Annotated in this window: 12 protein-coding genes; 2 read left to right on the forward strand and 10 right to left on the reverse strand. The window is 46.6% G+C overall.

The features are described from left to right. Positions 1-197 precede the first annotated feature (197 nt). The 5 genes from NSU15_RS28260 to ftsE all read right to left on the reverse strand — a co-directional run bounded on the left by NSU15_RS28260 (position 198) and on the right by ftsE (position 6,312). Positions 198-1,508 carry a PDZ domain-containing protein gene (locus NSU15_RS28260; protein ID WP_042131298.1) on the reverse strand — a complete coding sequence of 437 codons (1,311 nt, stop codon included), beginning with the start codon at positions 1,506-1,508 and terminating at the stop codon, positions 198-200. A gap of 290 nt (positions 1,509-1,798) precedes the next feature. Next, a complete protein-coding gene (locus tag NSU15_RS28265) occupies positions 1,799-3,265 on the reverse strand; it encodes a S41 family peptidase (protein ID WP_339288328.1) in 1,467 nt (488 codons plus the stop codon). A gap of 124 nt (positions 3,266-3,389) precedes the next feature. After that, positions 3,390-4,691: a M23 family metallopeptidase gene (locus tag NSU15_RS28270; RefSeq protein ID WP_042131300.1), complete on the reverse strand. Its 1,302-nt coding sequence runs from the start codon at positions 4,689-4,691 to the stop codon at positions 3,390-3,392. 30 nt (positions 4,692-4,721) lie between these two features. Next, the gene (gene ftsX, locus NSU15_RS28275; RefSeq protein WP_042131301.1) at positions 4,722-5,636 is read right to left on the reverse strand and encodes a permease-like cell division protein FtsX; all 915 of its coding nucleotides are present in this window, start codon (positions 5,634-5,636) and stop codon (positions 4,722-4,724) included. Beyond that, positions 5,626-6,312, reverse strand: coding sequence for a cell division ATP-binding protein FtsE (gene ftsE, locus NSU15_RS28280; RefSeq protein WP_042131302.1), 687 nt, complete (start codon positions 6,310-6,312; stop codon positions 5,626-5,628). The genes ftsX and ftsE overlap by 11 nt, the downstream gene beginning before the upstream one ends. A gap of 230 nt (positions 6,313-6,542) precedes the next feature. Between ftsE and NSU15_RS28285 the strand changes: the two genes are divergently transcribed. Beyond that, on the forward strand, positions 6,543-7,970 hold the full coding sequence (locus NSU15_RS28285) for a VanW family protein (protein WP_339288330.1): 1,428 nt from the start codon (positions 6,543-6,545) through the stop codon (positions 7,968-7,970). A gap of 150 nt (positions 7,971-8,120) precedes the next feature. Next, positions 8,121-8,522, forward strand: a complete 402-nt coding sequence (locus tag NSU15_RS28290) for a hypothetical protein (RefSeq protein ID WP_042131304.1) — start codon at positions 8,121-8,123, stop codon at positions 8,520-8,522. A gap of 46 nt (positions 8,523-8,568) precedes the next feature. Here the strand turns inward: NSU15_RS28290 and NSU15_RS28295 are convergent, their stop codons facing one another. The 5 genes from NSU15_RS28295 to NSU15_RS28315 all read right to left on the reverse strand — a co-directional run bounded on the left by NSU15_RS28295 (position 8,569) and on the right by NSU15_RS28315 (position 12,909). Further along, the gene (locus tag NSU15_RS28295; protein ID WP_052414757.1) at positions 8,569-9,171 is read right to left on the reverse strand and encodes a DL-endopeptidase inhibitor IseA family protein; all 603 of its coding nucleotides are present in this window, start codon (positions 9,169-9,171) and stop codon (positions 8,569-8,571) included. Between the two features lie 204 nt (positions 9,172-9,375). Further along, positions 9,376-9,981, reverse strand: coding sequence for a type 4a pilus biogenesis protein PilO (gene pilO / locus NSU15_RS28300; protein WP_042131305.1), 606 nt, complete (start codon positions 9,979-9,981; stop codon positions 9,376-9,378). Further along, complete coding sequence (pilM, locus tag NSU15_RS28305) at positions 9,965-11,584, reverse strand: pilus assembly protein PilM (RefSeq protein WP_339288332.1); 1,620 nt, start codon at positions 11,582-11,584, stop codon at positions 9,965-9,967. The genes pilO and pilM overlap by 17 nt, the downstream gene beginning before the upstream one ends. A gap of 15 nt (positions 11,585-11,599) precedes the next feature. Then, entirely contained in the window at positions 11,600-12,349 is a 750-nt protein-coding gene (locus NSU15_RS28310; RefSeq protein ID WP_339288334.1) for a prepilin peptidase, read from the reverse strand. Positions 12,350-12,435: 86 nt separating this feature from the next. After that, positions 12,436-12,909, reverse strand: a complete 474-nt coding sequence (locus NSU15_RS28315) for a type II secretion system protein (RefSeq protein WP_339288336.1) — start codon at positions 12,907-12,909, stop codon at positions 12,436-12,438. Between the last annotated feature and the right edge of the window lie 143 nt (positions 12,910-13,052).

Here is a 13,052-nt window from a genome sequence, read left to right on the forward strand (position 1 = left end):
CTTCTATTTTTGTTTTCTTTCAAGAAAACAAAGCTTCCTGTTTCACAGAGCTGACTAATAAAGCTTCATTTTCAGTCTTGGTCAATTCTTCTTTTGACAATTGTCCTGATATTAAAGTTAGTTGATGCATACCTCCACAATCGCCATACTACAAAAAAAGCCCGGACTCTATTTCCAGAGTCCGGGCTTAACTTTAGCTATCCTTCCGCTGATTCCTTCTTGGCTTTAGCGGCTTTGTTCCGTTTGAGTCGGCCGTTTGGAAGATTGCGACTGCGAGTACCTGTCTTCATCGCGATGATACTGAAGATGCTAGAAGGCTTCGCCTCCGCAGTAACCGCTCCATCTGTCTCCGGTACCAGAATGATCCCGAGCTGATGATGGTCCCCGTCGTAGATCGGGCTCTGAAGGTATTTGCTCTCCCCTTCACGGTTCTGCACCTCCAGCTTGCAGAACGCTGGATTCATGCGCAGCGCCTCATGTAGCTGCGCGGCATCGGTCAACAGGACCCCGTTGACCTTCAGTAAGATCTCGCCGGGCAGGATGCCCAGCTCCTGCCCGGGACTGCCCGGCAGCACGGCCAGCACCTTGCGGCCGCGCGGTGGATGCACGAAGATGGGGCTGATGCTGCGCTCTTCCAGAGCGCTGTACCAGCTTAACCCTTCGTGCAGCACCATTGCTGCGAGCGCCGCGAGCAGGGTCAGCGGGCTCCACCAAGCGGCAAGCAGGCTTAAGCCGAGCAGGACGATGCTGTAGATCAGCAGCCGTCCTGAAGTGCGGGCCGCCTTGCGCCCGGGCAGCATGCCCTGCGTCATCTCGCTAAAGCCGATGATGACGGGCAAAGAGACAATGCCAAGCCCGCCGCCCAGCAGCGGCTGCCATGGCAGATCCGTTCCTGCACCCGAAGGGATCAGCAGGAACAGCGGCAGCGGCCAAAAAGCCTGCAGCTGATAGCCGCCGACAACCATGCCGCGCTTGCCCTTCAAAAAGAGGGGCGTCGCAAGCTTCGCCCCTTGCCAGCGGGCCAGCAGCGCTTCCGCCATATGCAGCAGCGCAGCTAGCACTAGCAAGGCTGGAATATCCATCTCCCGTATGGCTGTTGTAATGTTCCCGACCGTTCCGCTATGTAAGGCATCCGGAAAGAAAGACAGTACAAATTGAATCACGCCAAGCAGACCTATAGAATAAGCAAAGCACAAATACCGCACACGCAATAGCGATAACAGCACACTGACTACCCAAATGCAGGCTACAGCTGTACCTGATAAGGAAACCCCTAACAATATGGCTGCAATAGAAACCACTAATCCCATCACCAGCCCGCTCCACACCGTTCGCCACGTTTCTTGACCCCAGCTATGTAACTTCACATGAATCAGCTTGCGTTCTAATGCCACCTGCCGACGGTAATACAATGCAATAAATATAATAGCAATATAGTAATATGGCTGGATCAGCAAGTGTAAGAACGCAGTGCCCAAGCTTCCTAACAGTTCCTGAATCACATTCAAACTGTTCGTCACACTCCTTCCTTATCTACAAAAAAACTTTCATGAACCCTTGTTCACATACCAGAATAAATGCTCAGCCCTCTTATTTATACCTATAAAGTGCAGCATTTTGTACAGATATCCTCTTCATTATACGCGAATACTGCAAATATACAGGAATAACCTCACCTATGGCTCGAAGGCTCCGCTACTGATTAGCCAACCATCAGCATTGAGCTACACCGCGTGTACGCTTATACCCTTGATCGATTCTTACAATTATAAAAAAAAGAAGGCTGAATTCAGCCTTCTTACTTTTTCGACGCTGCCGCCTTAATTTCCTTCTGAATTTCAGCAATCCCTCTATTCCGTTGGTTGTCGTTGGCAGGATCCTGAATCACTTTGATCAGTGCCACCTCCAGCGCCTCCGCCGTCTTGACATCAATCATGCCTGTGACTTGAAGTTTCGCTTCACTTTGGAATTTCTTCACTGCATTCTTAGTGCCAGCATCGAAATAGCCATCTTTGCGACCCGGCTTGTAGCCTAAGCCGTCCAGCATCGTCTGTGCACTCTTCACATCAGCATTGTTCATGTTATATTGCAGTGTCACACTCTTGTTAATCGGAGCCACTGAGAAGTAATCCGGCTGTGCTACTGCGATATCCGGTTTAATCCCCTTGCCGTGAATCCACGTGCCGTCCGGTGTAAGCCATTTAGCAATAGTAACCTTCAGCAAGCTTCCGTCTCCGAGCTGTTTATCAAAGCTCGTCTGCACCGTGCCCTTACCAAATGAATTATCACCAATAAGCTTAGCTCCTGCTGACTGCTGCAAGGCACCCGCCAATATTTCTGAAGCGCTCGCGCTACCTTTATTCATCAGCACTACCACAGGATAAGCCTTGCTCGAGCCCTTGGAGGTACTAACTTCGCGTTTTTTATCTTTGTATTCTATTTGAACTATGTTTTTGCCGGCTGGAACGAACTCTTCAGCCATTTCAATAACAATCGGGAGAACACCGCCCGGATCATTACGGACGTCAATGACCAGTCCCTTCATACCTTGCTTCTCTAGCTTTCCAAGCTCTTCCTTGAATCGTTCTGCGGTATTTAGGGAGAACTGAGTAACCTCGATTACCCCTACTCCGTCTTTTTCCATGGTCGAGTAGACCGTCTCAAGCTTCACATCATCCCGGGTAAGTGCGAACTCCAGAGGCTCTGCAGAGCCGGAACGTTGTATTTTCAAAGTAGCCTTACTACCCTTAGGTCCGCGTATCTTCGCAACAGCAGCATTTAGATCCATGCCTTCCAGCGATTCTCCGTTAACGGACAGAATAATATCTTTGGCCTGAATTCCTGCTTTTTCCGCAGGTGAACCCTTAATCGGGGAGACCACGACTACCTTGCCGTTATCTGAAGAGACTTCCGCACCGATGCCTGAGAAGGAACCTTCAATGCTTTCTTCAAACTTCTCGGCAGTTTCTTTAGCCATATAATTGGAATAAGGATCGCCTAGCGCTTCCATCATACCGTTGACAGCACCGTCTATCAGCTTCTCCCGATCTACTGTCTCGTAGTAATTACTCTCAATCAGACTGAGCGCAGTCCCAAGCTTCTGAGATTCCTTTTCTTGTAGACCTGTCACCTGCAACGCCGAGGCCAGTCCTTGTCCTGCAACTTGTCCAAAGACATGAGTATAACCCGTCACGCCCAAGGTTACTAAACTACCACATAGCAAGGCGGCGACAATCATAAACGCCGCTGTGCTTTTTTTCAACATGATTTTCCCACCGTCCCTTCTTGTCCATCTCGTAAACAACACCTATGTCCGTCCTGAAAGGTACGGTATCCATTCCAGTATATACCGTACAATCAAATAATATGAGTTATGAGTTCCTTAAAAGTTAGAGATATGGCATAGGATTTACTGTCTTACCATCAATCCGCACTTCGAAGTGAAGGTGAGGACCCGTTGAATTACCTGTGGAACCAGATTCAGCGATCACATCTCCGCGATTGACTTTATCCCCAGAACTAACCCTAATACCGCCTTTACGTATATGTCCGTAGAGGGTCCAAACTCCGCCTCCATGGTCAATAATTACACAATAGCCGTAACCACTCCACCATTCAGCTAAAATAACCGTTCCGGAATCCGCTGCATGAATACTGGTTCCTTGCGGAACCGCAAAGTCGACGCCAGTGTGCACTTTGCCTTTCTCACCTGTGATCGGATGTGTCCGTGGTCCAAAGGAGGATGAGATTCTTGCCGACCCTACAGGAAGTAGAAACGGTCCGTCTCCACCTGCATAAGCCGTTTCATTCGAGCTGGAGCTTGAACTGCTGCTTCTCTTGCTGGCAGCAGCCTTCTTGGCAGCCTCCGCAGCTCGACGAGCTGCTTCCGCCTTAGCTGCTGCTGCTTTACGAGCAGCTTCCTCAGCCTTGATCTTATCCTTTTGCGTTTCCAGTGCAGAACGTTCGCTTGCCAATTTGACCAGCTTCTCATTCTGCTCCTCACTCAAATCATCGCTTTCTTGAATTTGCTTATCATAGAATGCGATAAGCTCTTGCTTCTCCGCTTCTTTTTCCTTGAGCAGACTTCTCTGTTGCTCCAAAGAAGTGTACAACTGCTTAGCTTGAGCATATTGCCCTTCAAGCTCCTGTTTCTTTTCTATCACTGTCTGCTTGTCCAGCTTATGTTGCACCAGCAGCTCCTGATCCTGATCCACGATCATCTTAAGTGAATCTGCACGGTCTAGGAAATCAGCAAAGCTTGTCGAAGAGAGTAAAACATCCAAGTAAGAAACCGCTCCATCGGTATACATTAGCCGAACACGGGACCCCAAGACTTCCTCTCTTGAAGCGACCCGCGCCTCTGCTTTATCCAATTCCGTTGCTGTAGCATTCAAAGATTGCTCTGTATCGGAAATTTTGGTTGAGATTTCGGTCATTTTACCCTTTACTTGATCTACCTGCTGCAGTACATACTGCAGATTGAGATTCGTCTTATTCTTATAATGCTGTGCTTCCTGCGTTTGGGACGCCGCTTTCTCCTGCTGCGCCTTAGCTTCCTGCACCTCTTTTTGCAGCTGCTTTAACTGCTTATCGATTTCGGCAACACTTGTTTTTTTGGCATATCCATCAGAGGGCTGGAATATAGTGACAGCTAGTAACATTACGGCTAGTCCGGCGGCAATCTTCTTCAACTCGCACTCCCCATCCTTCACTTTTTAATATTAAACTTTCAAGAACTTTCGAATAGAAACCGTACTTCCCCAGACGCCGATCAGCACGCCTAGCCCAACTAACACACCGACGATTTGCATCCAAATATCTCCGAATGGAATCAGCTGCAATTGGAGCATTGGATCTCCCTGTACGGAGGACTCCAACCCGCTGTAACCCAAATACAAGATACCAGAGGTGACAAGTGATCCGATCAATCCGATCAGTGCCCCTTCTATAAAGAAAGGCCAGCGAATAAAATAATTTGTCGCGCCAACCAGCTTCATAATACCAATTTCCTTACGACGGGCAAGAATCGTAACCCGAATCGTATTGGAGATGAGGAACATAGACATGAGTGCAAGACCTGCAACAAAAATAAAACCAATATTACGTACAGCGCGCGTTATTTTGAACAAGGTTTCTATCGAGCCCTTGCCATATTTCACTTTGTAAATAGGCTCCTCGGTATGTGTCTTGTTGAGTGCTTCAATCTTTTCTGCCACAAAGGCTACTGTAGTAGGTTCAACAACTTCTACCTTAAGCGTATCCGGGAGAGGGTTATTGTCTTCATCGAATCCTTCCAGAAGCTCCGCTGCGTCCTCACCCATGTCTGCACGGAGATCTTTAAGTCCTTGGTCCTTGGAGATGAACGTAATCTTGCTGACCTCCGGCATATTGCCAATTTCAGTCTGCAAAGTCTCACGCATTTTCTGGTCTACATTCAGTGCTAAATGCACATTAATCTGTACCTGACTGTCTGCCTCATCCGCTACAGCATTCACATTAAGAACAAGAAGAATAAATACACCTAGGACAAAAAGAGAGACGACGATGGAAGTGATCGAAGCAATCGACATCCAGCCATTACGGAATACGCTTTTGAAGCCTTCCCGCACATGTCGCAAGAAGGTTTTAAAACTCATAGCCATATTCCCCTCTCGCTTGGTCTCTCACAATATTTCCGTTCTCAATCGCAAGCACCCGTTTGCGCATTTTGTTCACGATATCTTTATTATGGGTAGCCATTACAATCGTTGTTCCACGAAAATTAATTTCGTCCAGCAGTTGCATTATGCCCCATGAAGTCTCAGGGTCCAAGTTGCCTGTAGGCTCGTCCGCAATAATAACAGAAGGGTTGTTAACAATAGCCCTTGCAATTGCAATCCGCTGCTGCTCGCCGCCAGAGAGCTGTGAGGGCTCACGATTCGCTTTATTTTTGAGTCCAACCAGATCGAGAACTTCATTCACACGTTTCTTGATGACCTTCTTCGGCGCTTCAATAACCTCCATGGCAAAAGCGACATTCTCATAAGCCGTCATCCTTGGCAATAGCCGAAAGTCTTGAAATACAACGCCGATATTACGGCGCACATATGGGATTTTACGTTGTTTAAGCTTCCCTATGTTAAAGCCTCCCACAGAAATTTGACCCTTAGTTGGCACTTCTTCTCTATAAATCAATTTCATAAAAGTAGATTTACCCGCGCCGGATGGACCGACAACATACACGAATTCATTGCGGTCAATTTTTACTGAAACTCCTTGCAGTGCGTGAGTTCCGTTAGGGTAGGTCTTCCATACATCTTGCATTTCAATCATTTTCTCACTTCCCAATTATGACATTTTCCACTTGTTTGAATCGACAGGGTCCAGCTTAAGTTTCCATAAACTTCAATATTTCCGCAATGTATCTATTGTAACAAATCTGTAACCGATTGAGTACCCCGTAACTGCTCCACTATTCGAAAGTTTTGTAGTGTCTGTACATATAAATAGAAAAAGCACCTACGGTACCTGCTCGCAGATGCCATCCAGGAAGGGGATTAATCATGAAAAAAATTCATCTGGCCCTCATAGTAGTCACTGCACTCATTCTTATCGGCTCATTAATATATGGGGGACTTCATCTATATAGCCACAATAACACGCTTCCAAAGGGTACAACCCTTGCCGGATGGGAGGTGGGCGGGCTGAACATCACTGAGGTTCGTTCCGAACTGGAGGAGAAGCTCCATGCCCTTGAATCTGTCCCCCTCGTTCTGCAGGTAGAAGGGAATTCTGAGCTTACCCTCAAGCTTAAACAAGCCGGAATGACCTATGCGGCCGCGGCTTTTGAGCAAGGACTACAGGATCTCACAGAAGGCCGTCTATGGGATCGGGTAAAAGCCCGTTACAGCTTCCCCCAGAATTGGAGTCTTGAAGCCCATCTGAATATCGCTCAATTAAAAACCATCCTAAGTCCCGCTTGGGAGAGAGAATCCTTTGGAGATCCGGTCGATGCTACGCGGCGAATTACGGGGGATGATCGTGTAGTGTATACGCCCGAGAAGACTTCTCTTGAGGTAGACTGGACAGGAATGATCACCTCACTGTCGGCTGCCGCTCCCACTCGGTTTAATCGTCTGATTACGCTCCAGGAGAAGGGGATTACTCTGGAAGTTCCATTAACTATATTACAGCCGGATATCACCCTAAACGCATTAAAAGAGCAAGGCATTGAGCGAAAAATCATGCAATTCAGCACCTCACTCGGCGCAAGTGGACCTGGACGAATCTACAACGTTGAATCAGCGGCCAAAGCTGTGAACGGAACGGTGCTCCCACCTGGAGCGGTCTTTGATTATGGCAAAGCTATTGAAAAAGCAAAAATAGAATATGGCTTCCGCGAAGCGCCAGTCATTGTGAACGGTAAGCTACAAGCCGGTGTCGGCGGCGGAATCTGCCAAGTGTCCAGTACACTGTACAACGCCGCTCTTCGTACTGGACTAGAGATTGTGGAGCGCCGCAATCACTCCTTGCCGGTCAACTATTTACCCAAGGGCCAGGATGCGACGTTTGCTGAAGGCTATATTAACTTCCGTTTTCGCAATACGACTGGCAAATATCTTGTCATTAAAGCAGCTGTGCAAGGCCGCTCACTAACGATCAAGCTCTTCGGTACCTTTCCGCAAAATGTTACTTATAAAGTCCATTCACAAATCGTAGAGGTGCTGCCTCCAGTCGACAAGTACGTAAACGACCCTTCCCTCCCTCGCGGAGGTACACGTGTTATTCAGAACGGGAAAACTGGCTATGTTGTTGAAACCTACAGCACCCGGTTAGTTGACGGTAAATCCACTGAGGTAAAAAAGCTGTCCCGCGATGTGTATTACGCACAAAAACGCTTAATCGCCATCAATCGTGGAGGCGTGAGCAAATCCGTTATTCCAGAAGCACCTAGAAAGCAGTTGGTAGAGGACGGCGTTCGAAGTGAATAGAGTACTTACAAAAAAACGGTCAGACCTCGTGAGGTTCTGACCGTTTTTGCTTGTGAATCTATTTTACCTGTAGATGACCTTTCTCGCCTTTCAAATTTACGATTCGGGGGTACATTAGAAATAGACCTATAATCAGAAAGGATGAACAACATGTCAACAGCTCTTGTAAATGATCTTTCTAATATTGTCCGCAGTGCACCTGCTATTTTCGCCTCACGTACTTGTAGAGAAGCCCTTCGCGTAATGTTCCAGCATCCAGAATCGAAATGTATTGTCGTCTGTAATGCTATGAATGAACCACTTGGATTATTAATGAGCGAACGTTTCTTTTTAAAAGCTACAGGAAGATCAGGGGTAGATATGTTCTACAAAGAACCTGCCATGAAGCTTATGAGCAAAACACCACTAGTCTATGATATCTCCACTCCACTTGATGTCGTATTCGCTACTGCTATGAACCGCCCAGATCCTATGAAGAATGATTGTGTCATTATTACCCGCAAAGGCAAATTCGCAGGCGTTGTTTATACCTCTGATCTTAAGCGCTGTTAGTTCATAACCCCTACTATCCACTTTCCTCTAATACCTTTCCCTCTCCTCAGAAAAGAATATCCGGCGACATGTCGATTCTCCAGTATCCCTCCACTTTCTTCAGCTTCACATACACCGACTCACTGCTTCCCTGCGCTTCTGGATAAGGAACGGTCAGTTCAAATTCAGCGGTTGTCGCAGTCTTGGAGAGCATGCGGGCGGTGGCTTTTTCATACATTAATAGATTGCCCACATCTGCATTAACCTGCGACATTCTTCCGTTATGCTCTAAAAACTGTGTCTGTACATAATAAGCCGCAGCGTTGTGAGTGTACGCTTTTTTTATGTAATTCATTAGTTTCGTCTTGGTGCCAAGATCACTGGAAAGATAACGGTACTCCTGCGCTTTATATGTGAAGGTTTCTATCGGGAAGATATTGCCGCCTCGATTGCTATAGAAATAAAGAGCTCTTGCATGGACTACGAGCGGAATGATACTTTTCACCGTCAAATTATTGATGGTAGCAGGGCCCTCTTTCCCAGGCGCAGACACAGCTACCTTCTTGATTTCCGTACTTCCTGCTGACGGTGAAGCTGCCATAGCTCCCCCACTTGCTGAGATCAGGCCTATGGAAAGGGCCAACGAACCAATCATCCACTTTTTGTTCATTCGGAATTCCTCCTTTGTCATCTGAAAAATACAGGCGATAGCCACTGTTCCAGCTTATGCACCCCGCAAGCTAAAATACCCAATAAACAGGGAAATGAAAACGCATTTATATATTTTCGGTAATGAAAAAAAAACACCCTCCTGTTTTACAGGAAAAGTGGAGTAGGATAATGGTGCAATTGTTTTATTGCATTAGTGAGATTTCTAATTCGATGTTGGAGTAACGGCCTCGTAAAAAGCTGTGAAAGCTACGTTAGCAGTCAAGATACTTTCTGGAGTGTTCTCAGAACGCTCTTCATAGGACTGTTGGAAATTAAACGAGTCAACATTCACGATACGCGGCAGCTTCTGCAACTCCTCCATCCATTGTCGTATCCCCGTATACGTACCTTCTATGACTGCGGTCATTTTGATCTGTTTGACGGTAGGGAACAATACTTCTGCTGAGCCTGTCATTTGCTGAATCGGATTAGCCTCATCCAAAATAAAGCTAACGTCTCTTAGCCGCGCTTCTGAGGAAGTGCTTACTCCCCGCAAATCAACGATCAAACCTTCGCTTTCATCGCCTTTCGGGAGTGCTGCTAGAAGTTCCTGTTGTTCTGAATCCACAGAAGCAGCATTGCTTTTCAGTTCATTAATTTTAGCTTGGAGAACCTCTGCTTCTTTTTCAAGCTGGCTGATCTCAGCGTTCTGTGCGGATATTTCTTTATTGGTCGGTTGAACGCCCAGCATATAAAAGGCAAAAAGCATCAAGAACAGAATCAGTACACCTAGTACGATTGGAGAGCGATACTTATTGAACTGTTCCATCGCTATTCACCTCCTCTTGGCTTGCATCCGTTCCATTGACCTGTTGATTATTAGGTAATAAGTTTACTTTATAAATCGCTGTATACATATTTAAAGAATTTGTTCCAGCATTCTGACCGGCCGTTCCTTCAGTCAGCTTCGAAATTGAGGCGTCCACTGTAAAAGACATTTGGCGAAGTTGTCTTAAATAATTAGAAGCATCCACCATAGCAGGTACATTTACAGTCAGGTCAATAGCAGTGCGGTAGGTGTAGTTAATATCAAGGATCACAGCACCCGGTGGCAACCCTTCAACTAATTCATCCAGAATAGGAACAGCAATTACCTTACTGTTCTGAATCTTCTCGATAGCTACCTTCCGATCTAACTGCCCAGGTCCGCTGTTCTTAAGTTTACCCAGCTCTACCTGTAGCATTAAACTGCGATCCTGCAAGCCCTGTAACTCCTCTTTACCATTAGAGATTTGACCCTTATTAGCTGAAAAATAAATCCCTGTCCCAATCGTTCCCACCAGCCAGATCGCCACAAGACCCATGGTCACATAGGGGAATAATAACGTCTCTCGGTCTTCTCTCGGCAGTAAGTCAATCGTATCCACGTTGATGATGCTCTTTAGAGCCGTCCCTGCGGCTACTCGATAATCATTTAGCTCGAGATCAGATACAGCATTTTTCCCCATCTGATCTAGGCTTATCGGTGTAATGTCGAGTTCTGCCAGCGACTGCTGAAGCTCTAGGTCTAGCTGTTTACGAATGGAGGGGGTACCTGTTATGACTAGGTTTTTGATACGTGTTGAACCATCGTGTAGGCTGTACTGGTAGAAGCTAAGCATCCGCGAAATTTCCGCAGTGATCTCCACCATTTGCTCCGGTGATAATTGCTCTTCTACAGCTACTGCTGTTTCTGCCAAGACCTCACTGTCTGCCATAAAATCCATTGCCGTTGCCGCAACATTTCTTCCCTTATGCAGATCAAGCAAGTTAATCGTACGAATGAATACCGGATTCCCGTTTCTGAACATATAAATGTCCATGACCGAAGGCTCTAGATTAATGAGCATCGTTTCCGCAAAGCTTTCCCCATGTCCAGTTGCTATACTTCGCGCCAAGGCCGTTGCCGAAATTTCAACACTGCTTATTCGGAGACCTGCACGCTCCAGAATATCTACATAATCCTGTATCGATTTCCGCGGAGCAGCAAATACGAGCAAATGACTATGTTCCTCATCCACTTCGAGCGTCACGTAGTCGTAAACAGGATTTTCAAATGGCAAATGTAGCCCCGTCTCCACTTCGAGCTTTACAAGCTGCTCTACCTGTTTGTCGTTGGTACTTGGGATGCTCATTTTGCGGATGATGATCTGCGAAGGTGGAATAGACAAGGAAACCTTACTGCCCCTTAACCCTTCCTTCTTCACCCACTGCCTGACCCGATCATACAGCGCCTCACTATCCGCCACCTGATTCTCAATGATCATGCCTGGAAGGAGCGGAAGATACCGTTTTTTGCGGACTTCCCATGACTGTTTATTCTTAAAACTAATATAACGAATACCGGTAGCCTCAATTGAAATCCCGGCCACTTTAGGGCCTAATCCAAGCATATGATCGGTTTCCTCCTATCCGATGAGCGAGAGATACGCGCCAATGATGTGTGAACCATACCCGAAACTAATTAATGCACCTATTGCTAACCATGGACCAAAAGGAACCGGTTGTTTGCGTTTGATGATACCAAGCAGCATTAGCAGTCCTCCGACCACACTTCCAAGCAGACAGGCCAGCAGAAAGGCCAAAATAACATTCGGAAATCCGATGACCAAGCCCAGTAGCGCAAATAACTTCACATCCCCGGCCCCCATCCCGCCTAACAACACAAAGGGAATTAGGATACCTCCTCCAAGGATAGCTCCTAACAAGTGATGCCATAACGGCCCCTCCGGAAAGAACAATACAAGAATGAGCAGCAGCGGCAAAAAGAACAGCAACACCTTGTTCGGAATCAGCATGTACTTCAAGTCAGAAACTGTCACAATAACCGTCAGACTCACAAGCACAAATCCGACGACTCCATTACCTGTCAGCCCAAACTGCAAGTACACCCATAGAAAAAGCAAACCCGTCGCCGCTTCTCCTAGTGGATATAAAGACGACACCTTTGTGCCGCAATAACGACACTTGCCTCCTGACAGCAGGTAGCTTATCACCGGAAACAAATCCCGCACCTTTAGCCGCGTATTGCAGTTCGGGCAATGTGACGGTGGATTGAGCAAGGATTCCTTAGCTGGCACACGCAGTGCCACTACGTTATAGAAGGAGCCCAGAATCAGGCCCAGTAATGTGGTGTAACTTGCGATGAATATTGTCATGGATGTCCTCTGTTGGCTTTCTGGATTTTAAAAAAGGAATCGGGAAGTCCGATTCCTTAGGGGTGAAGCATTATATCGTTTTAATTTTACTTTTTCTGTTTCAGCACTACATCACCAGCATATGTCAGATCGGCATCTCCTGTGGGTTTAGATGTAGTATATATAGCGACCGATTGCAAAACTCCAGCATTACTAAACGTGACTAATCCTCCAGTTATAAGGTCTTTATTACTTGGTAGATATATACTGCTTTCTAGATACCCCTTTGCCGTTAAATCCTCTCCTAATTTAGTACCTGTTGCACCCTTAATTGTTACAACAGCATCTTTAAAAGCACCGTTATCCTCAGCAGTTACATACAACCTAGCAGCATCATAAATTTGACGTGCGGTTGCTAAATCGGAATCGGCTTTAGATTTAGTTATAATATTACCAATCATCGGTATCGCAATAACCGCAATAATCCCCAAAATAACGATAACCGCCAATAGCTCGATCAGCGTAAACCCCTTTTGGCTTTCCTCTTTGCTCAATCTTCTCTTAATGGCTTGTGCTAACATTTTATTTCCCCCTCTAAGTGGTGTGTGATAATAAGGCCTATATTTTTTTGTTTCAATGAATCCCGCAACACTAATGATCCTTCCTTGTCCAGCGCCAGCAAAAGATCTGTGGCCCTTCCCCGCTCCCTCGGGCGTCACCCCTC

The organism is Paenibacillus sp. FSL E2-0201 (assembly GCF_037963325.1).
GTDB lineage: Bacteria > Bacillota > Bacilli > Paenibacillales > Paenibacillaceae > Paenibacillus_AQ.